The sequence below is a fragment of the Methanospirillum sp. genome (assembly GCF_028679455.1).
Taxonomy (GTDB): Archaea; Halobacteriota; Methanomicrobia; order Methanomicrobiales; family Methanospirillaceae; genus Methanospirillum.
Genome location: NZ_JAJRBM010000416.1, coordinates 1 through 21,595 on the forward strand (window position 1 = coordinate 1; position 21,595 = coordinate 21,595).

At 47.2% G+C, this 21,595-nt stretch carries 19 protein-coding genes and 2 tRNA genes; 14 read left to right on the plus strand and 7 right to left on the minus strand.

Annotated elements, in window-relative coordinates; all coding sequences use genetic code 11:
- Positions 1-348 (plus strand): hypothetical protein (locus tag LUQ50_RS14175; protein ID WP_300040781.1); only part of this gene is annotated, 348 nt, incomplete at its 5' end.
- A 40-nt stretch (positions 349-388) separates the two neighbouring features.
- Positions 389-607: a hypothetical protein gene (locus LUQ50_RS14180; protein ID WP_300040782.1), complete on the plus strand. Its 219-nt coding sequence runs from the start codon at positions 389-391 to the stop codon at positions 605-607.
- A gap of 27 nt (positions 608-634) precedes the next feature.
- On the opposite strand, the gene groL is transcribed toward LUQ50_RS14180, so the two are convergent.
- Together groL and groES are read right to left on the minus strand one after the other, a co-directional pair.
- Positions 635-2,245 carry a chaperonin GroEL gene (gene groL / locus LUQ50_RS14185; RefSeq protein ID WP_300040783.1) on the minus strand — a complete coding sequence of 537 codons (1,611 nt, stop codon included), beginning with the start codon at positions 2,243-2,245 and terminating at the stop codon, positions 635-637.
- Between the two features lie 11 nt (positions 2,246-2,256).
- Entirely contained in the window at positions 2,257-2,529 is a 273-nt protein-coding gene (gene groES, locus LUQ50_RS14190) for a co-chaperone GroES (protein ID WP_300040784.1), read from the minus strand.
- Between the two features lie 135 nt (positions 2,530-2,664).
- Here groES and LUQ50_RS14195 point away from each other — a divergent pair, with 135 nt between their 5' ends.
- Positions 2,665-3,132: a winged helix-turn-helix domain-containing protein gene (locus LUQ50_RS14195; protein WP_300040785.1), complete on the plus strand. Its 468-nt coding sequence runs from the start codon at positions 2,665-2,667 to the stop codon at positions 3,130-3,132.
- Here LUQ50_RS14195 and LUQ50_RS14200 read toward each other — a convergent pair.
- Positions 3,125-3,304, minus strand: a complete 180-nt coding sequence (locus LUQ50_RS14200; RefSeq protein WP_300040786.1) for a hypothetical protein — start codon at positions 3,302-3,304, stop codon at positions 3,125-3,127. The genes LUQ50_RS14195 and LUQ50_RS14200 overlap by 8 nt on opposite strands.
- Before the next feature lie 2 nt (positions 3,305-3,306).
- Positions 3,307-4,335 carry an AmmeMemoRadiSam system radical SAM enzyme gene (gene amrS / locus LUQ50_RS14205; protein WP_300040787.1) on the minus strand — a complete coding sequence of 343 codons (1,029 nt, stop codon included), beginning with the start codon at positions 4,333-4,335 and terminating at the stop codon, positions 3,307-3,309.
- Positions 4,336-4,480: 145 nt separating this feature from the next.
- On the opposite strand from amrS, the gene pyrH reads away from it, so the two are divergent.
- The 4 genes from pyrH to LUQ50_RS14225 all read left to right on the plus strand — a co-directional run bounded on the left by pyrH (position 4,481) and on the right by LUQ50_RS14225 (position 6,699).
- Positions 4,481-5,188, plus strand: coding sequence for a UMP kinase (gene pyrH, locus LUQ50_RS14210; protein ID WP_300040788.1), 708 nt, complete (start codon positions 4,481-4,483; stop codon positions 5,186-5,188).
- Between the two features lie 42 nt (positions 5,189-5,230).
- Positions 5,231-5,305 (plus strand) — tRNA-Pro (locus LUQ50_RS14215).
- 11 nt (positions 5,306-5,316) lie between these two features.
- A complete protein-coding gene (gene nth / locus LUQ50_RS14220; protein WP_300040789.1) occupies positions 5,317-5,964 on the plus strand; it encodes an endonuclease III in 648 nt (215 codons plus the stop codon).
- Between the two features lie 192 nt (positions 5,965-6,156).
- The gene (locus tag LUQ50_RS14225) at positions 6,157-6,699 is read left to right on the plus strand and encodes a GNAT family N-acetyltransferase (protein WP_300040790.1); all 543 of its coding nucleotides are present in this window, start codon (positions 6,157-6,159) and stop codon (positions 6,697-6,699) included.
- Positions 6,700-6,729: 30 nt separating this feature from the next.
- Here LUQ50_RS14225 and LUQ50_RS14230 read toward each other — a convergent pair.
- Positions 6,730-6,801 (minus strand) — tRNA-Ala (locus LUQ50_RS14230).
- Between the two features lie 102 nt (positions 6,802-6,903).
- Between LUQ50_RS14230 and LUQ50_RS14235 the strand changes: the two genes are divergently transcribed.
- The 6 genes from LUQ50_RS14235 to LUQ50_RS14260 all read left to right on the plus strand — a co-directional run bounded on the left by LUQ50_RS14235 (position 6,904) and on the right by LUQ50_RS14260 (position 18,152).
- Positions 6,904-7,632: an MTAP family purine nucleoside phosphorylase gene (locus LUQ50_RS14235; RefSeq protein ID WP_367279022.1), complete on the plus strand. Its 729-nt coding sequence runs from the start codon at positions 6,904-6,906 to the stop codon at positions 7,630-7,632.
- Between the two features lie 116 nt (positions 7,633-7,748).
- A complete protein-coding gene (locus LUQ50_RS14240; protein WP_300040791.1) occupies positions 7,749-10,652 on the plus strand; it encodes a PAS domain S-box protein in 2,904 nt (967 codons plus the stop codon).
- A gap of 150 nt (positions 10,653-10,802) precedes the next feature.
- The gene (locus LUQ50_RS14245) at positions 10,803-11,852 is read left to right on the plus strand and encodes a chemotaxis protein CheW (RefSeq protein ID WP_300040792.1); all 1,050 of its coding nucleotides are present in this window, start codon (positions 10,803-10,805) and stop codon (positions 11,850-11,852) included.
- A gap of 85 nt (positions 11,853-11,937) precedes the next feature.
- Positions 11,938-14,325: a methyl-accepting chemotaxis protein gene (locus tag LUQ50_RS14250; protein WP_300040793.1), complete on the plus strand. Its 2,388-nt coding sequence runs from the start codon at positions 11,938-11,940 to the stop codon at positions 14,323-14,325.
- Between the two features lie 9 nt (positions 14,326-14,334).
- Positions 14,335-16,749 carry a chemotaxis protein CheW gene (locus LUQ50_RS14255; RefSeq protein WP_300040794.1) on the plus strand — a complete coding sequence of 805 codons (2,415 nt, stop codon included), beginning with the start codon at positions 14,335-14,337 and terminating at the stop codon, positions 16,747-16,749.
- Positions 16,750-16,790: 41 nt separating this feature from the next.
- The gene (locus LUQ50_RS14260) at positions 16,791-18,152 is read left to right on the plus strand and encodes a hybrid sensor histidine kinase/response regulator (protein ID WP_300040795.1); all 1,362 of its coding nucleotides are present in this window, start codon (positions 16,791-16,793) and stop codon (positions 18,150-18,152) included.
- Between the two features lie 36 nt (positions 18,153-18,188).
- On the opposite strand, the gene LUQ50_RS14265 is transcribed toward LUQ50_RS14260, so the two are convergent.
- Complete coding sequence (locus tag LUQ50_RS14265) at positions 18,189-19,667, minus strand: RNB domain-containing ribonuclease (protein WP_300040796.1); 1,479 nt, start codon at positions 19,665-19,667, stop codon at positions 18,189-18,191.
- 60 nt (positions 19,668-19,727) lie between these two features.
- Positions 19,728-20,384 (minus strand): hypothetical protein, encoded by a 657-nt coding sequence (locus LUQ50_RS14270; protein ID WP_300040797.1) that lies wholly within the window; start codon positions 20,382-20,384, stop codon positions 19,728-19,730.
- A gap of 101 nt (positions 20,385-20,485) precedes the next feature.
- Between LUQ50_RS14270 and LUQ50_RS14275 the strand changes: the two genes are divergently transcribed.
- On the plus strand, positions 20,486-21,595 hold a 1,110-nt coding region (locus LUQ50_RS14275; RefSeq protein WP_300040798.1), incomplete at its 3' end, for a putative manganese-dependent inorganic diphosphatase.

A 21,595-nucleotide genomic window follows, 5' to 3' on the forward strand; every position in this document is an offset into this window, starting at 1 on the left:
AAACAGACCAACTTCACTCCTCTTGAAGGATTTCTTCTCTACTCTGATCGCTCTATGACGCTTCCCCTGGTTCTGGAAAATCGCAACATGACGAGAGAACTCTCCCTGAGTAGCGGTTGGAATCTGGTAGGCCAGCCGGATATGGCTCCTATCAATGCCAAGGCTGCTCTTGCCTCTCTCTCGCAGAACTGGACCTCTCTGCTTCAATATAATAATAGCATTCAATCCTATGATCCGGCAATAATACCTGGTGCCAGTGGTTCACATGGAGATACCCGTGTGCTCTCCCCATTTTCGGCTTATTGGATCTATATGAATAATGTGTCGGTTTACCGGCCGTCCTGGTAAATTGAAAAGGTATTTGCAGTAGCAGGAGAAGAGAAGATTAATGGTAGCCCTCGGGGAACGGTTTCTATATGGCTCTGAGATCGCTGGCTCTCTGATAATTGGGCTGATTTTTATCGGAACAGCGGTCAACAGTGGAACAGATCCTGATATCCGCTGGAAACTCATCATAGGAGCGGTGCTCTGTTTCAGCTGCTCATTAGTCTTCCTGGTTATGTACCATAATACCAACAAGGAACGACAGAAAAGAAAAATTTCCTAATATATCGGCGTCTTTTTTAAAAAAGGATTAGATGATGATTGCATTGGACATCTTGTCCTTCTCATCATCAAATTCTGCGACTACTGCTTCGGTGGTCAGGAGCATTCCGGCAATGGAGGCAGCATTCTGAAGACCGGATCTGACGACTTTTGTCGGATCAAGTACACCTGCTTCGAGCAGATCTTCATAGGTGTCTTTTTTGGCGTTGTACCCGTAAGATTCGCTCTTGTTGGATCGGATGGTTGAGACAACCTCTGCACCCTCGCGGCCTGCATTGCTGGCAATCTGACGGAGTGGCTCTTCAAGGGCGCGTCTGACAATATTTACTCCGATCATCTGCTCGTCTTCAACCTTCAGTTTGTCAAGTGACTTTGCAGTACGGAAGAGGGTAACTCCGCCACCGGCAACGTATCCTTCCTCAACTGCTGCCTTGGTTGCGTTTAATGCGTCATCGATACGCATCTTCTTCTCTTTGACTTCAGTCTCGGTTGCTGCTCCTGCCTTGATAACCGCAACACCGCCACCGAGCTTGGCAAGCCGGTTCTGAAGTGTGGTCTTGTCGTACTTCTTCTCGGCAACGTTTAACTGGGACTCGATCAGGTTCTTTCTGCCTTCGATCTCGTTCTTCTTGCCCTTTCCACCAACAACGGTTGTTTTGTCCTGATCGACTTTTACTGCCCGTGCCTGTCCGAGCATGTCCATCGTAACATCTTCAAGGTTCAGGTTGCGGGTCTCAGAGATGACGGTTGCTCCGGTAAGGATCGCAAGGTCCTCGAGCATGTCCTTCCTGACATCTCCGAACTCTGGTGCCTTGACTCCACATACCTTGATTGCTCCGCGTATGATGTTCAGGATCAGTGCGGTCTGTGCTTCACCATCAATGTCATCAGCTATGATGAGCAGTGGTTTTCCGGTGGATGCAACCATTTCAAGAACCGGCACCAGCACCTTAACGCTGCTGATCTTCTTATCCGTCAGCAGAATCAGAGGCTCGTCAAACTCCACAACACGACGTTCCTGGTCGGTAACCATGTATGGGGATATATATCCACGGTCAAACTGCATACCTTCAACATGCTCAAGGCTGGTGTCAAGAGTCTTAGAGTTCTCAACAGTGATGACCCCGTTGTATCCGACCTTCTCCATAGCGTCAGAGATCAGGCTACCGATCTCCTCGTCGTTGTTTGCGGAGATAATAGCGATACGCTTGATGGTCTGTTTGTCTTTGACCTCAATGGTCTTGCTCTTGAGGTCTGCAACGATCGTCTCAACGGCACGGTCGATACCCTTCTTGATCTCGATTGGGTTTGCACCGGCGGTGATGTTCTTTATCCCCTCGGTGACCATTGCCTGGGCAAGAACGGTTGCTGTGGTGGTCCCGTCTCCAGTGGTATCCTGTGTCTTAGAGGCGACTTCCTTGATCAACTTTGCGCCCATATTTTCGAACTTGTCTTTCAATTCGATCTCTTTAGCGATGGTGACTCCGTCATTGGTTACGACCGGCCCAACCGCTTTATCCAGTACGACATTTCGTCCCTTTGGGCCAAGGGTGATCTTAACGGTATTTGCGACCTTGTTAACGCCCTCCAGCAGTGCATGACGGGCGTTCTCGCTGAACATAATCTGTTTGGATGCCATAGTTATTCTCCTCAGTCAAATTTTGCTACAATATTCTTGAACTCGACTATTACGTAATCTTCTTTGTCAAGTTCTACTTCTTCCTGGCTGTATCCGCCGTACAGAACTTTATCTCCTGCTTTGAGGGGCAGAGCTTTTCCATCTTCGAAGGTACCAACTGCGACAACATCGCCCTGCTTTTTCTTCTCTTTTGCAGATTCAGGGATGTAGATGCCACCCTTAGTCTTCTCATCCTGTTTATAGGGCTTGATTAAAACCCGAGGTCCGATTGGTGTGATTGTCATAGAAATCTCCTTCTTAAGAATTCTGCATATAGATATTGATTATTGCATCTATATATGTGTTATTCAATCTTCGGATATGAAGTCAATTAATTTGATATCATATCGATCTAATATTTGATAATAGAGATTTTCGGTATGCATCAACGTTTAGTGCTCCAATATCTTCCGAAGCCAAGCCGTAGGGATCTGAAGGAGGAAGCCTACTGGCTTTGTGATACTCTGGGGCTTTCATCGGGCAGGGATCTAGAAGATCTCTCAATCCGGATCGTTCTCAGCCTCCTTGAGGAGTCATCACGGCGGGAAGGAATCGCTTCAGAACAACTTGCGGACCTGCTGGGAATTACCACCGGCAGGGTGAATCATCATATCCGGAATCTCTCCCGGTCTGGTGTGATATACCGGAACCGGAGGCTGATTCACCTACGTGGCCGTAGTATGCGCGAATCAGTCCGGGAACTGCGTAAGGATGCGGACCGTATTTTTGATGAACTGGAGAAGGTTGCAACAGAGATAGACTCCATGATGGGATTGCCAACAGGCAGTGAGGCTTCAGAACCACATGCACTTGCAGTCCCTTCCCCCCACAATAAACTGGTCATCTGAATGCTCTCCCCTGAATAAATTCAACCCATGGTCTGATCATACAAACCTGCATCATCGTATGGATCGTAATTATCAGATTCCTGGTATTACATCCCAAAAGGCGGAGATGCCGGCAAAGTGATCCTGCCATTCGATCACAGATGAACTGATTCTCTAATGTGATGCCGGTCATAGTTATCTGATAAATGGTAGTGAGGCCCCACATCCATCACATCTGATTCCCTGTAAGTGGGATGTGTCCACCGAGTACCCTGCCCGTCTGATGACAATCTCCTCACATGACGGGCAATAAGTATGTTCGTATGGATGCCCGCCTACATTTCCAAGATAAGGAAAATTCAGTCCTTTTTCCTTTGCCAGCTTGTAGATCTTCTCGAGTGTCTGAACCGGGGTTGCCGGCCTGTCAGTCATGTGGAAATCGGGATGAAACCTGGTAAAATGCATCGGGGTATCAGATCCCAGATTGGTGATAACCCAGTCTATCAAATCTCCGATCTCCTCCAGGTCATCATTAAGACCTGGAATAATCAGGGTTACCGTTTCGATATGCAGGCCTAGTTCTCTGGCTCTGATGGTGGTATCCAGAACCGGCTGCAGACGGGCCTTACATACACTCCGGTAGAACCTATCAGAAAAAGCCTTGAGATCTACCCGCCAGGCATCCAGGAACGGTGCGAGATTATTCAGTGCATCTTCGGTCATGTACCCGTTGGTTACATATACTGTTTTTAGCCCTTCCCGATGTGCAAATTCCCCCATGTCTCTTGTATACTCATACCAGATCGTGGGCTCATTATAGGTCCATGAAACCGAACTACATCCCTGTGATCGAGCTCTTCTGACCCCTTCTTCCGGCAGGATCTTATGGAGTGGGATGTCCATCAGTTCAGGCTGTGAAATATGCCAGTTCTGGCAGTGTGAACAGGAGAAGTTGCATCCGATGCTCCCTAGTGAGTATGACCGGGTCCCGGGAAGAAAATGGTAAAGCGGTTTTTTTTCGATGGGATCCACTGCTTCTGCTGATACCCTGGCATAGGTCCCGGCAATCAGCCTCCCTGCATGATTTCTTCTAACACCGCATCTCCCTGATCTTTGGTCCGGAATATGGCATCGGTGATTACAGAGTGAGCATCTGACCGATCCATTCATATCAGTGGTATACTGCAGCGCTTCTTTCTCTTGTGCATCTTTGTTGTTCTGCATCAATGCCCTTCTTTATGTGGTTGTTTCTCTGCTGTTCGTCGGGATAGTTAAGATAGAGTTGATAGTATTTCCCTCATTCTTTTTCATTTGACATCTGGTCTGACGACAACCTATATCCCCCTTTTCATGAAATATATCGGGTTGAATGTCCACCATTGTTCTGTCTCTGGGTGGTTCGATCCTGATGCCTGGACTCGACTCACCCAACATTAAACCATATATCTCTGTTCTTGAGAAAATTGCATCAAATCATCGTCTTTTCGTGGTGGTGGGCGGCGGAGGTGAAGCACGGCGCTATATCACTGTTGCACGTTCCCTTGGCGTCGATGATGCATCTGCTGATGAACTTGGGATCCTGGTAACCCGACTGAATGCAACTCTTCTGATTCAGGCACTAAGGCAGTCAGCCTGGCCGAAGGTGGTTGAGACTCATACTGAAGCACTTATCGCGGCCGAATCTGGGAAGATTGTGGTTATGGGTGGAGTTACTCCTGGTCAGACCACTGACGCAGTGGCTGCTGTGCTTGCAGAACGATCCGGGGCCTCGGTTTTTTTCAATCTGACTTCAGTAGATGGGATCTACTCTGCAGATCCAAAAACTGATCCTGCAGCACGAAGGTATGAAATGCTTACTCCTACAGAACTGCTTGAGATCGTAGTCCACCAGCAGGCAACTGCAGGAATCAATACGGTGATGGATGTGGTCGCGGTAAAGATGGTTGAACGGTGCGGGATCCCCTTGATCGTTCTTGATGGCAGGGATCCTCAAGCTCTTCTAGGTGCCGTGGAAACCGGGAGATGCAATGGAACGGTGGTAAGCAGGGCCGGAGTGAGTCCTCTTCCTCTCTCATAGCGAAATACTTAAATGGGCTGTGTGCTAACATTGGTAGCGCACGGGGTAATAGGGTAGCCTGGTCCATCCTAGAGCGTTTGGGACGCTTTGACCGCAGTTCAAATCTGCGTTACCCCATTTCTGTTTTTATGGATTCTTCAGTTCCCTGTACTATCTATCACATTCTTTCAGACGAATATGATCTAGCATCGTCAAGAGATGAATTTCTTCATTTTGAGACGCCCTACCAGATCCTTATCGCAACAATTCTCTCAGCCCAGACTACGGATCGGTGTGTAAACCAGGTAACAAGGATCCTCTTCTCACGCTATCATGATCCTGCCTCGCTCTCGGTTGCATCACCAGCGGAAGTAGAGGAGATCATTCATGCAACCGGTTTTTTCCGGACAAAGGCTCGAAATATTATCGCAGCTGCAAAGGTTCTGGAACAGTCGTTTGGTGGGCAGGTCCCTGATAGGATAGAACAATTACTGACAATTCCTGGTGTCGGGCGAAAAACAGCCAATATTGTTATTCATCATGCTTTTGGCAGGTCAGAAGGAATCGCCGTGGATACTCATGTCAAGAGGGTCTCAACCCGACTTGGACTTTCCTGTCATACTGATCCCGATCATATTGAACAGGATCTCCTCAGGATATTTCCTCCCGGAGTCTGGGGAGACATCAACGGGCTCTTTATTCTTCATGGCAGAAAGATATGCCGGGCGAGAAAGCCTGATTGTAGTCACTGTGTGCTCCATGAACTCTGTACCTATGCAGAAGTGAATTCATCCTAATCTCCTGCCCTGTTATCGATGCCCTTATCCTTCTGGTATGATTATGTACTTCTGGTGATGCCATGGCGACCTTTAATTCAACAGCATTCTTTCATGCAGAACTGAATTTATGGTGAGTTGGAAGTTTCAGATTCTCGTATTATGCTCCAGGGCCTGCGTTCAGTGTTTGTGAGCGGATGCTTTGTATCGTGGATGAATACCTTAACAACTTTGATATTCATGGATATTTTGTTCTCAACGCGTCTTGAACTGGTCCCAATAACGGTAGAACTTTGTAACGCTGATCTGGCCTCGCATGAACTGCTCGGTAAAAACCTGAATGCCCGCATCCCAGAATCCTGGCCCCCTGCTTTGGTGACCCGAGAAACTCTGGGTGAATTCATTGCTCTTCTTACTGCATCCGGTGGGATCCGCTTGTATGCCTGGTACTGGATACGGGTTGGTCCTAGTCCTGATGAACGGATTCTGGTCGGCAGTGGCGGGTTTGTGCGAGGAGAAGATAATATTCTAGAACTTGGATATTCGGTTCTTGATGAATTCCAGTGTCAGGGATATGCAACAGAAGCGGTGAAGATTATGATCTCATGGGCTGAAAATGATCTGCGTGTCGGGTTCATTAAAGCCTGCACCTTTCCTGAACTTACCGGTTCGATAAAAGTCTTGGAAAGAACCGGATTTTCATATGTTGGTGAGGGAGATGAAGAGGGATCTTTAGCGTATTCAAAAACCCCTTAATTTTTTGGTTTTCAAAAAAGGTTGCAGGCATGGACCGAGCGGGAATTGAACCCGCGGCCTCTACCATGCCAAGGTAGCGATCTACCACTGATCTACCGGCCCGCCTTACTAGGTTGTATGAGGTTGCATATATATTCTGCCATTTCTCTTTTTCAGACTATGAATCCCTGAATCCGGGGATTAATTCCCGATGAGATATGAGTGATGAGCACCAATGAGTACTATTCTGATTGCTCACCAGAGCATGGCAGGGAAATAATGCTGGGGATTATTGGAGGGACATCTCTTCTTGAGTTTACATTTGGTCATTTACAGAAAAAAGTAGTCCATACTCCGTATGGTTCTTCAGAACTACTCATGGGTTCCGCCATCGTGCTTCTCCTCAGGCATCAGAACCAGCGTGCTCCTCACCGGATCGCGTATCGCGCTCATCTGGCAGCTCTTTCGGTATCAGGTGTCGATCGGATCATCTCGATTGGTTCCACCGGATCACTTAAACCGGATCTTTCTCCTGGAAGCCTGATAATCCCCGATGATTATGTTAGTCTCTCTGCATCTCCCACCATTTTCAACCACTCTATTGGCCACATCAGTCCTGAATTTTCTAAGGAACTGATGGAGACTCTTGCACAGAAGATTCCGGCAGCCCGGGTTGGGGGGACGTATATCCAGACCGACGGTCCACGGATAGAAACTGCTGCCGAGATCAGATGGATGGCTGAAGTGGCTGATGTTGTCGGTATGACAGTTGCATCAGAAGCAAGTGTTGCTAAGGAACTCAATATTCCATTTGCTGCAATCTGCACGATTGACAATTATGCGAACGGTGTAGCACAGGAGGAGGTTACCTATGATCAAATTGTTGCAAATGCCCGTTTGTATAAAAAACGGACCGAATCAATGCTGAAAGCAATCATTTCAGGATGCACATGACTTGTGAAATGCGCTGGAAAACTAATAATATTTCAAAAATGTATGGGTGAGATAGGTTTTATCCACCCTGAAGCATACCATATGATAAGCCTGCAGTCACCAGGGAGGAAAAGAGATTGGCAGTAACGTCGATCCTGACTATTGGAGATCCACAACCATTTCAGAATATTATCCAATTATTCTCTGAAAATGGCGCTAAAGTAGATGTTCTCTCAGTGACTGACATAAAAGAGAGTATTAATAAAATACAGACGACTCACATCGATGTAATTATTTCAGATTTTGATCTTGGCCCCCAAAATGGGATTGATTTTATTAACCGGTTGAAAAAACAGATTCAATCCAGTCCTATCACCATTTTTACCGGGGAACAGGGTCCTGCTATCGCAAAAGAGGCACTTAAGGCCGGTATCGACTATTACTTCCAGAAAAATGGCGATCCTGAACTGGAAAAGGTCCAACTCAATACCTTTATCAGACAAATTGTTAAGTACAAACAGGCAGAGGAAGCCCATCAGTACGCAGATACCAATTTTCACACTATCGTTGAAGCAACTGAAGATTCTATCTATATGATTGACCGGCACTACCGGTATCTGTATATCAATACCCCTCATCAGAAACGTCTTGGAATCTTTGGAGAAGATTATGAATCCAAGCTGTACAGGGATCTGCACTCCGAGGAAGAAAATAAACGATTTATCCACTCGATGAGTCAGGTTCTTACCCATAGTGACTTTTACTTTGAGGAGTATGAGAAGGAAGGAAGGTTTTATTATCGGAAGTTCATCCCGGTAAAATACCAGTCTACAACCCAGATTCTCGCCGTAACCGTCGTATCAACTGATGTCACTGACCGGGTCAGACTCAAGGATGAGGTTGCGCACGGAGCATCCCTGATGGCTGCTACCCTCGAGTCTACCTCAGATGGGATTTTTGTGGTGGATCGGGCCGGGAAGATCATCAATTATAACCAGAAATTCCTTGAAATGTGGTATATCCCTGAGACGGTTATTGAAGAGCGGGATGAAGAGGTACTGCTTGCCTATCTGGAGGATCAACTGGAGGACAGGACAGCCTTCATTGAGCGGGTAACCTGGATTCGGAATAATCAGGACAAAGATGCCTTTGATGTTCTTGAGTTTCGTGATGGTCGCATCTTTGAGCGCCAGACACTTCCCCAGCGCATCGGTGGCACGATCATCGGACGGGTATGGAGTTTTCGTGATGTAACCCAGCAGCGTTCTACGCAGACTGCCCTTCAACTCACACAGGCGAACTATCGGAGTGTGGTAGAATCAACCGGTGATTCAATCTACATGGTAGATCTGGAGTCCTGTTACCTTTTTATGAATACCTATCACCGGAAAAAACTGGGTGACCTGGCTGAGAAATATCTCGAACAACGGATGCGGGTAATGCTTCCTCCAGGAGAAGATAAACGGTTTGATGACGCGGTGAAGCGTGTTGTAACAACCAAGAAGATGTTCATGGATGAACTCCAGTGGCTGGGCCGTGATTACATCAGGCGATTCAGTCCGGTACGGGACGATGATGACGGGGAAGTCAGGGCTATTACGGTTGTGCTTACTGACATCAGTGAACGCAAGGCTGCAGAGCAGGAGGTTCATAACTCCGAAGAACGGCTCAAGATCCTTTTTGATCATGCACCTGAAGCATATTTCCTTACTGATATCAAAGGGACATTTGTTGATTCGAACCGGGCTGTGACAGAACTGACCGGGTTTACCAAGGATGATCTGCATGGTCGGAATATTTTCACGATGGGGCTGATAGCATCGATGCATATCACCAAGACTGCAGTTCTGTTTGCCAGGAATGCTCTTGGAAAGGCAACTGGGCCTGAAGAGATGAAAATTCATCGCAAGGATGGGACTACGGTCTATGCAGAGGTGGTAACCTACCCGATCAAGATTCATGACCAGAGTCTGGTGATGACGATTGCCCGTGATATAACCCAGCGGAAAGAGGCTGAGGAAGCACTAAAAGAGCGTGAAGAACAGTACCGGCTCTTGGTAAACAATGCGAACGAAAGTGTTCTGGTCCTTCGTGGTGGCACGGTTATCTTCTCTAACCCGAAAGCGTCAGCGTTGCTTAAGCGTCCCCGTGATGAACTGGCCGGCCATGATCTCATATCCTGGGTCCATACAGATGATACAGGAACAATTCAGAATTTGATCAGCGAGGCCGCATCAAGCGGTGCAATTCATGCAGGGCATGTAATCCGCATGTACGATAACACCGGTGAGATCAGATGGCTTGAGATAGGGCTGGTTGCCATCACCTGGAAAGAGGGTCCTGCTTTGTTGTTTCTGGGGAATGATGTTACTGACCGGAAGATTGCACAGGATGCACTGGTGCAGAGTAACAAGAAACTCAACCTCCTTTCCAGTATCACCAGGCATGACGTACTGAACCAGATCACGATCCTGCTTGCCTATCTGGATCTGCTCAAAAAGAAGAATACTGATCAGAATCTGATCCCCTTTATCGATAAACAGACAGAGGCCACCCAGGCAATCAGAAGTCAGATCGTCTTCACCAAAGAATACCAGGATGTTGGGGTGAAGGCCCCTCAGTGGCAGAACGTTGCTGGGAAGATCAAGGCAGTAAAGGATCTTCGGAAATGTGATTTCGTCCGATGGGATAGCGGACTTGAGAATCTAGAGATATTTGCAGATCCCCTGCTTGAAAAAGTTTTCTCAAATCTGGTCTCTAATTCACTGATGCATGGTGACCGGGTGAGTTCGATCTCCTTTTCAACGGTCCAGCAGAATGGTGTTCTCTCTCTTGTGTATGAAGATAACGGGATTGGGATTCAGGCAAATGAAAAGAAGAAGATATTCGAGCACGGATACGGAAAAAATACCGGATTTGGGCTATTTCTCTCCCGGGAGATCCTTGCGATAACCGGCCTGTCCATCGCTGAGAACGGAACTGCGGGTTCTGGTGCAAGGTTTGAAATTCTGATACCGGCGAATGCATACCGGTATACCTGATACCTAGGTCCATGCATTGGTGAGTAATGATTTTCAACTCGACTTACATCTGTTTTGATTCAAAAGATTTGATGGGAGTGCATAGATCAGACGCCATTCATCTGTATTTATATCCCATAATGGCAAAGAGGGATGAAATCATCTGAAATTATGGTTCACGTACTTCATTTTTCTGTCAATCAAATACGGGGAGCTCTTCTGCTTGATGACAGTATGTACCTGGTGAGGATGGCTGCACTTGATTTGGTTTCAGTCGATACACCCGGTGTGGCAGGGACACTGAATCTTCATGGGTTCAGGATTCCGGTCTATTCACTCCACAAGTTTTTTGGATTCCCTGATCGCTCCCCTCAACTGACAGACAGCCTGATTATCGCGAAAACAGGTCCATACAAGATAGCTCTCTGGGTTGATCAGACATATGTGCTCACGGATGAGATGATGGTGACTGATCCTGGCGTTACTGGAGAAGATGCAGTCCCGGGAATGACTATTCTGCCCGATGGGGTTGTGTTTATTCATGATCTTCCTGTCTTTCTGGACGCATGGAAAACGAATGATCAGCAAAAGATTGGAATGGTGCTCAAAGAGTTGTCATTTCGGGAAGAGAACCATCGGGATCATATTCAGAGTCAGGATGAGATCTGTAGTTTAGAAAAAACGAGGCGGGTCCTATCTGAACGGGCTGCAGAACTTGCAAAACCTGAAGGAACGCCATCAGAAACAACATCTCTTGAGGTTTTATCATTCAAACTGGTATACCGTGATTATGCAGTAGAAATGCGGTTTGTTCGTGAGGTTGTACTCACCCGTGAGATCACACCGGTTCCCGGAACCCCTCTGCACATCATCGGTGTCTGTCCGGTACGGGGGGAGATAATTCCCCTGGTTGATCTCCGTGTACTCCTATCGATTCCTGAAAAAGGGCTGACTGACCTTAATCAGGTTATTGTGCTGACTGATGGAGCAATAACATTTGGAATTCTTGCAGATCAGATCACCGGCATGACGGTCATTCCGGTTGATGAGATCTCACATTCAAATTCGCAGATCCCCCTCGGTCAGCCAGACTTTATCCTCGGTGTTGATACCGAAGAGCGGATGGTAATCAACGCTGCTGCAATTATGGCTGACCCGACCATGGTTGTTGACCAGTCCGGAGAATCAGAGAATCTAGCGTGTATACAGCATATGGGATAGAATTGAGAGGATGAAGAGCACATGAGTATTTCTGAGCAGAGAGGTCTGGATGTGACACTGAATAATCCGATGGGGGAGTCCTGCAATGATTGATTTCTTCACAAACTTGAAAGTCGGCACGAAAATTCTGGTAATATGCCTCTTTATTGCAATAATTCCAACCTTATTGCTTGGGACTGTCGCATATTCTAGTTCAAGCAGCGTGATCAATGAACAGATTGAGACTCTGCTTGAGACTCAGGTTCAGGATATGAAGGGTTGGACCAATGATGTCTATAAACTGACCCGAATAAAAGTCAATAGTGACCTGAATGTCCTGAAACAGAATTTTTACTCCAAAGGAACCCCTTCAATTATCAATGGTACCATGACCCTTACTGATAACAAAGGGAACCGATATGTCATAAATAATAATTTTGAGATGGTAGATAAGGTGCAGGAACTTGTCGGAGGGGCTGCAACCGTCTTTCAGGTTTATAATAATTCATATGCAGTTCGAATCTCAACAAATGTCATCGGAACCGATGGAGAGCGGGCAGTCGGGACTCATCTTACTGATAATGTTTACGATGTTGCAGTAAAGAAAGGAGAGACCTATTATGGCAGACGCGACCTCTTTGGCAAGGATTATGTGACTGCCTATGAACCGATCAAAGATCCGAACGGGCAGATTATCGGAGTTCTTTTTGCAGGAACTGAAGAGGGACAGACTCTTGATATTGTGAAGAAGAGCATCAACGAGACCACAGTTGGAAAACATGGGTACATGTATGTGATTGATGGGGGCGGAAACGTTCTGATTCATCCGGCACTTGCAGGTCAGAACCTTTCTGAAATGGGCTATGTCAAGCAGATGTTTGACAAGAAGGAAGGATCAATAGCCCATACTATCAATGGAACCATGGTCTTTGATGCGTATACCTACTATGAACCCCTTGACTGGTATATCGTTTCACGTGCTGATCTTTCCGACTTTTCAGGTCCGATAGATACTCTCCGCAATACTATATTTGCGCTGGTTATCGCTTCAATCCTGTTTGGATCTATCATTGCAATCCTGTTCGGGCGTTCGATATCCGGACCGCTGCAGCAGGTGGTGGTGATGATCAAAGAACTTCGTAATGGTCATGTTTCAGCCAGGCTTAATATCCAGCGACAGGATGAGATCGGTATCATGGCCGCCACGATGGATGAGTTTGCAGATGATCTGCAGATCAATGTCGTTGAGACGATCAAGAAAATTGCTACCGGTCAGTATATTCTTGAATTCTCAGAACCTGCGGATGACCAGGACGAGATCAGGCCTGCTCTGCGGATGATGGTTGAGTCACTTGATCATCTGCATAAAGAGACGATCAAACTCACCAACATTGCAAGGGCGGGTGATCTTTCGGTCCGTGGGGATGAGAATGCGTTTTCAGGTGGATACCGGATGATCATTGCCGGGTTTAATAAAACCCTGGAGACGATTACCGAGCCGGTGAATGAAGCGATGCGGCTCGCCCGGTTTTATGCATCCGGGGACTTTACTGCCAGGTTTGATGAAAAAATTCCGGTTGCAGGTGAGTTTGTTGCATATCGGGATGCTCTGAATACGATAGGTATCGAACTCTCGCGACTAATGAAACTGATCACTGAAGAGTTGTATGAGGGTGTATCAGTCCTCTCCTCAGCATCAAGTGAGATTCTGACCGTCACCACACAACTCTCCTCCGCGAGTTATCAGACTGCTGCAACGGTGAATGAGACCTCTGATACGGTAGAAGCGGTCAGGATGAAGACTGATCTTGCGAACCAGAAGACCAAGGCTGTGTCCGAGAAAGCACTTCGTGCAATACAGGTATCAGGTGAAGGACAACGTTCGGTGCAGGAGATATTAGATGGAATGACTCATATTCAGCGGCAGATGGATATGATCGGGATCAATGTCATCAAACTCTCTGAACAGAGTCAGGCTATTGGTGATATCATTGCAACAGTTACCGAGATCTCAGACCAGTCCAACTTCCTTGCGGTGAATGCTTCTATCGAAGCAGCGAAGGCAGGAGAGTTTGGAAAAGGATTTGCAGTTGTTGCGCACGAGATTCATAACCTGGCTCAACAATCAAAGCAGGCGACTGCCAACATCAGGACTATCCTTACCGATATCCAGCGTGGGGTTACTTCTACTGTAGTTTCAACAGAGCGTGGAACAAAAACGGTGGCTGATGCAGTACGGCTTACCAGCAATGCCAGGGATGCAATCGAGGTCCTGACCCGGACCAGTGCTGATTCGTCCCAGGAGGCTATCGAGATTGCGACCTCTATTCAGGATCAGGTGGCCGGAATGGATCAGATCTCTCTTGCCATCGAGAAGATCAGGGCAGCAGCCCAGAAAAATCTTGAGACCACCAGAAAAGCAGAAAAGACCGCTGAAGATCTGCATGAACTGGGTGTACGGCTGAAGAAGATCACTGAACAGTACCACGTCTGAACTGAAACCATGATCAGTTCTGACGAAGAGTTCCATGAGTGGCTGCTTGGCACCTTTCGTGAAGAGGCTGACGAGATTCTCACTGAAATGTCAAAGGGTTTGATCAGCCTTGAGAACGATAAAGCAGGGAATCAGGCAGAACTGATCGAGCAGGTCTTTAGAAAAACGCATAGTCTCAAAGGTGCAGCCAGGGCGGTAAATCTCAGGGAGATCGAGTCGATATGCCAGAACATTGAGAACGTCTTCTCTGCACTGAAACGGGAGGAGATTGAACCTGATCCCGGGATATTTGATCTTTTGCACCGATCAATATCAGCGATATATACACTTCTCTCACCGGATCCTCCCTCTGAGTTGCTCTCTACTGAGATAGTATATGCACTCCGGTCGGCACTTTCCGGGAAAAATAGTCCGGTTAATGGAGTCACTCAGTCAGGACCTCTAATTCCTGATACTATTCCGAATGCTCCTGTTCCTGATGATGATCCGGAGATCCCCTCTGTTTTCAGCACGGATTTACCGGTTGAATCCGTACCTGAGAATAGCAACCTGCTCCTGGCTGATGAATTGGTATCCCCTTCAGAGCAGGATACTCAAAAGCATGCCGGGAGATATGCGGTCCCCCTCCCGGTTCAGGGAATTGATACGGTAAGAATCTCCTCACATAAACTGGATCAGTTAATATCAGGTTCAGACGATCTGCTTACCACGCGGCTCTTTATTGCTCACCGTCTTCGGGAAATTGAAGATATGATGAGTGCATTCTCACTCTGGAAATGGAATCACTCACAGATTGAAGGAGATTTGCATCAAATTCGTGAGTTTACATACGGTATCCAGAAATCAAATCTCCCTCCTGATATTCTGCTTCCCCTCGAACGAATTATTGATTTCCTGAAGTTTGATCATGACTTCGTCTCCAGTCTTCAGCATGATCTCTCCAGACACATTCATGCTACTGAGATGGATCGTTCAGCACTGGAAGCAAGTACAAGTGAGATCTCTGATCTGATTCACGATGCCGTTCTTCTTCCTATATCCACTATTCTTTCACCTTTTTACAAATTTGTCCGTGATTACTCACGCAGTACAGGCAAGATTGTGGACCTCAGGATAGAGGGAGAAGATCTGGAGATGGATCGCCGTATCCTTGAATCATTAAAACCCGTATTGATGCATCTGATCCACAATTGTATTGATCATGGATTTGCAACTCCAGATGTCAGAATTCAACGGGGAAAACCGGAATCAGGTATTATTCATGTAAGAATAACTCCGCACTCCGGGAGCAAGGTCAGCATTGATGTGATTGACGACGGTGCCGGTATTGATCTGAGTGGAATTCGTAAGGCTGCGGTCGAGAGAGGTGTTATCACCGTTCGACAGGAACCGCATCTTACCGATGAAGAGGCGCTGTGGCTGATCTTCAGATCCGGGTTGTCAACCTGTCGTGAAGTTACTGAACTCTCCGGTAGAGGACTTGGACTTGCCATCGTCGAGGATACAGTAAGCCGACTTGGTGGTGATGTGATGATCTCTTCATTTCCGCTGAAGGGAACCACCATTACTATTGTGCTACCGGTCAGGCTTGCTACTTTTAGGGGTGTGGTGGTTAGATCCGGAGGCCAGACCTATGTATTACCGCTTCAACAGGTTAAGCAGGTTATCCGTGCCGTATCAAACTCTTTTTTGTACCAGGGATCACGACTCGTCGCCCGGATAGACGGTGAGACAGTCAGAGTAGTAATGCTCACTCATGCTCTTGGGATGCAGGGTCCGGGTCCGATTATCAGCGGTCCTGATCCCGTGCCGATCGTTACCCTCGAGTATGGAGGGAGGCAGATTGCCTGTGTAGTTGATGAAGTAATCCGTGTACAGGAGATTGTTGTCCGCCCTCTTGGTAGTCTGCTCAAAAGAGTGAAACGTATCACCGGAGCGGTTATCCTGGGAGATGGAAGGGTTGCCATGGTCCTTGATCCACTTGAACTGATCCAGGAAGCATTTACGACTGGTCGTCCGTCTCAGCAGATCACTGAGAATTTTCATGATGAAAAACGGATTCTGGTAGTTGAGGACTCCGTAACATCCCGTGCCCTGTTGAAGCGGACATTGGAGATGGAAGGATACCTGGTTCAGACTGCTACTGACGGAATGGATGCTTTCGCAAAACTTAAGGACTATGAGTTTGATATGGTCGTATCTGATGTGGACATGCCCAGGATGAGTGGTTTCACGCTCACTGAAAAGATCCGGGCCGACGACAACTATACAGATCTAGCTGTGGTTCTGGTTACTTCACTTGATTCTCAGGAGGATCAGGAACATGGAAAAGCAGTAGGAGCAGATGCATATGTGGTGAAGAGTAGTTTTGAGAAGTGTTCTTTTCTGAAAACCATTCGTGATCTGCTTTCAGGAAAACGATAATTCCCAGGTACGTGGAGAGATAATGCTGGTTTGGGAGCTTTATGGATGACGGGTCTGCTGCACTGCTGAATAAGATCCTGATTGTTGAGGATAACAGGACTCAGGCAGAGTATCTCCGTTACATTCTGTTGAAAGAGGGATATGAGATAACTCTTGCATCTAACGGAGTGGATGCCCTTGAAGTAATGACTGGTAATCTGCCTGATCTGGTTCTTACTGACATCCTGATGCCGGAAATGGATGGTTATACCCTCTGCAATACCATAAAAAAGAGTGAACAGTTCTCCGCAGTCCCGGTCATCCTGGTTACCAATTTATATGATCCTGTTGATGTGATCAAAGGGCTTGAATCTGGTGCAGATAATTTTATTATCAAGCCATTTGATCCTTCCCGAATTAATTACACGATTCTTGATACCTACCGTACGAGAACGCAATCCGATTCTGTTCAACAATCACTCCTTCAGGATGTCTGGTTTGCCGGAGGGACTCATCAAATCTCTGCGAACCGGCGACAGATCCTCAATATTCTCCTTTCTACCTATGAGATCGCAGTAAAAAATTATTCTGAACTGCAGGAAACTCACGATCAACTGAACTATCTGAATGAAGAACTTCAGCATACCGTTCAGGAACTGCAGTCATCCAATCTTGAGTTGATATCTGAAAATACTGAACGAAAGCGGGTTGAAGCAGCACTTGCAAATGCCAATAATAAACTCCAGCTGATGGCAAGTATCACCCGTCATGATATGCTCAACCAGTTGAACTCACTGCAGGGTTATCTTGATCTTGGTCTTTCAGATCGTGTCGAGAACCCTGATCAGGCATGGGAGTATATCCTGAAAGCCAGGATGATTGTAAGTCAGACGATTGATACGGTTTGTTTTACCGATGAATACCAACGAATCGGGATCAAGTCCCCGATATGGCAGGATATCAGGATGTTGGTTGAGCATTCGTTACGTCATACATCTCTGCACAAGATCAGGTTTGAGTGTGACATTCCTCCCGGTTTTAGAATATTTGCTGACCCGCTCATCGAGAAAGTCTTTTCGAATCTGATCGAAAACTCAGTAAAATATGGGATCTCAAACACCTACATCAGATTCGGGATTGAGGAACATGAGGATCGTGTCCTAATCATCTGCGAGGATGACGGGGTCGGAGTACCTGCCGAGGAGAAAGAGAAGATCTTTACGTTTCAGTACGGGAAAAATACCGGCCTTGGTCTTTTCCTCTCCCGTGAAATCCTGTCCATAACCGGGATCAGTATTCGTGAGGCCGGAATAATGGGATCCGGAGCAAGGTTTGAGATCATCTGTCCGGCCGGAACTGCAGGAGCCGAAACAAATCTTCAGAATGCCGGTTCAGAAGAGTTGGAATCCTCTCCTGCTCCATAAACCTGTTTCTATCGTTATTTGGTAACCACTGTCTGGTCAACCCTGAACTTTTCCAGTGCAGTCAAAGTCGATATAACCCTGGTAGGGATCAGTGCGCAGGAGACGTACCCTGACTTTCTGACCTACATATAGTCCTCTGCATCCCTGCACAACCCTTCCTTCAACAGGCGGGCTTATGATCCTGACATAGGTTCCCTTTTCTGAAGCCCCGGTTACCAGCCCTTCAAATAATTGTCCAATCCGGTTCTGAAGCAGGACCGCTGCTGCTGCTTTCTGCATGAACCGTTCAACTTTTTTTGATCCTTTTTCCCGTCCTGTTAGCCAGGTGGTTAGTTCCTGTAATTCAGTATTGGTATACGGATTTTTCCGGTTGTCAAGTACTGATTTGATGATCCGCTGAATAATGAGATCCACATACCTGCGGTTTGGTGCTGTCCCATGGGTATAATCGGTTACTGCCAGGGCAAAGTGCCCGACTGGTGGTTCTCCCGGAATGAGGGGAACATATTCTCCCGGTCCCATGAGTTTTACTATCGTGAGCGAGAGATCCGGGAAACGTTCTGGATCAGCCTGTCTGCGTTTTATGAGGAACTTAGCAAGTGCACGGGTATCAGGTGCCCGGGGAAGTTTTTCCCTGAGCTGCGCTGCGGTCATTCTTATTCCTTCCCAATTTTTGGGTGTCCTCACGATCCTCTGGACCATTGGCATCCCCGCTTTGTTCAGGAATGCTACCGTAGTTCCATTTGCTGCCACCATGAACTCTTCAATAAGGCAGCGGGCAAGGTTCTGTTCCTGGACTACCAGATCAAGGACTACTCCCTCGCTGATAATAGCATTTGCCTCAAGGGTTCCGAGATCAAGTGCACCCTGTTCCCGTCGGTGTTGTTTGAGCCGCAGAGCGGCGGTGTTCTGGAGTTCGATCTGTTCTTTGAGTCCTGCCACTGCTCGCACAGATTCAGGAATATTCGTCTTCCCTTCAAGCCAGTCACCAATCTCCTCGTAGATGAGTTTTGCCCTATTGGTAACAAGTGCCCGGTAGATATCTCCAGGTTCGAAGTTTCCATCCGGCAATACCGTATATTCGATCACCATTGCCAGGTGATCAGAACCGGGAAGGAGGGATGAGACCCCTTTGGAGAGTGGGTCTGGGAGCATGGGAAAGGTTTCAATCCCGGTATACACGGAGGTTCCGTTGTGTGCTGCATGCCGGTCTGCCTGTGAATCACGGTTTACAAAAAAATCAACATCAGCAATGGCTATCTTTACATGAATGATATCGTTTTTTCCCGGTTCACAATACTCGATCTGATCGAGATCCATTGAGTCATAATTATCGATTGATGACCAGAGCAGGGTTCGGAGATCACGGATATCATTCGGGTGAGAGTCGATTGGTTTGTTGACGATTCCCTTCACTTCATTGATGACTGATGGTGAAAATTCTGGTAAAAATCCGTATTTTACCATCACATCGCGAGCGATAGATTTGAGATCTATTGGAGTATTTTTCTTCATTATGTAGTCATCCTGTAATCTGTTTGACATCCGGTAATGAACTGATCTTTTTCCTGATAGTCATTTTAACCGCTCCCTGGCCATAATCTCCTTTTTCAGATTGTCAAATTCTTCCTTGGAGATATGTCCCCGTTCGTAGATCAGGATCAGGTTATCAAGTTCTCTCATCCTGTTTTCAAGGATCTGATCCCGTGTGGTTTTTACCGGCTGGTTCCCTGGTTTTTCATCCTGTTTTTTCTGGGCAAGACTTGGGGTGATCAGTAGAATAAAGATACCCCCTGCCAGTATCATCCATGCGGTAGGTATTGTAAATCCCGCATTCTGCATCATTCCGGAAACTATCGGGTCCTGAGATCCTGATCCCCCTCCCATGGACGCTGAAAGCCCGCCACCGAGAGCCATCTGCATCACATATCCGATCCTGGTTCCGTTCAGAATATCAAATCCCATCATTACTGCGGCTAGGCCCCCGCTCAGGTAGAGCAGGAAAAAACGGCTGGTGTATGTGATATATACAGAGAGGCCTGCTACCAGAAGATAGAGAAATCCACTTCCGGTAGGCCCGTTCAGGTACGTGATCTGCCCGATTAGTGGAATCGAAAAAAAGGTGGATAATCCTCCGATGAAAAGACATAATGATCCCCCATATCCAGCGAGCTGGGTCACTACCTGTAGTGCCGAGGATGCTGCATCCCCTAGACTTACATCATCCGCCATGTTCTTCTCTTATGTGGAGTTAGGCGAGTGACGTATATATCCATCTGCATGGAATTGAGCAATGTTATATGCCTGCCTGAGCGTAACCTGTGCATCAGGTTATGCAGCCTATCTATGTAATCGGCCACCGGCAGCCTGATACTGACAGTATTGCCAGTGCAATCGCGTACGCGAACCTGCTCGGTATGGTCAGAGAAGGATCCTATATTGCAGGCCGGTGCGGAGAGATCAACGCTGAAACTCAGTATGTACTGGATGAAGCCGGATTGACTGCACCCGTATTAGTCGAGAGTGTTGAACCGGTTGTACGGGACATCCCATTCCTCTATCCACAGCAGGCTCCTCATGACATGGCAGCGATCGATGTGGCAGCTCAGATGGATGAACATGATGTCAGAAATATTCCCATAGTTGATGAGAACAACTGTCTGCTCGGTCTTGTCAGCGAGCATGGTCTCGCACGTGCCTATGTCTCTCCACATGCAAGTTTACCGCTTCGGGTTGGTCCCATAAGTACCGAAACACTGTCACGTATTCTCCAGGCAGAGATTGTACATAGTGCCCATGCCAGCCTGGACGGTCAGGTTGCGATTGTGATTGATGCCCTCCATGTCTCATTATCACGGCTTGGATCGGAAGATGTCGCTATCGTTGGTGACAACGAACCTGCCCAGCTTGCGCTGGTATCGGCAGGAATTGGTGCAATGATCATTGCAGAAGGTGCCCCAATCGGTGAACGTCTGCGTGATGCTGCCAGATCACGGAATGTTACCCTGCTCAAGACTGATCTTGATGCCTTCAGCGTTGGCAGAATGATTCATCTCTCTCACCCGGCTACTGCCATTATGGGCCGGGACGTGGAGGTTGTTCATATGGATGACTCCCTTGCACTAGCTACACGCGTCGTTACTAACTCACCGTACCGGACTGCCTGTGTGGTTGATGAAGAGAATCACTTGCTTGGAATGATCTCACGGAACACCTTCCTTGAAGAGATTCATAAAACCGTTATCCTGGTTGATCATAACGAATTCGCACAGGCAGCGGAAGGAATCGAGGAGGCTGAGGTTATGGAGATCATTGATCATCACCGCCTGGGTTCGATCACCACACTTCGTCCGATCCAGTTCAGAAATGAGCCGGTAGGCTCAACCTCTACGATTATCACTCTCCGTTATATTGAAGAAGGGGTTACCCCTTCACCTGATATC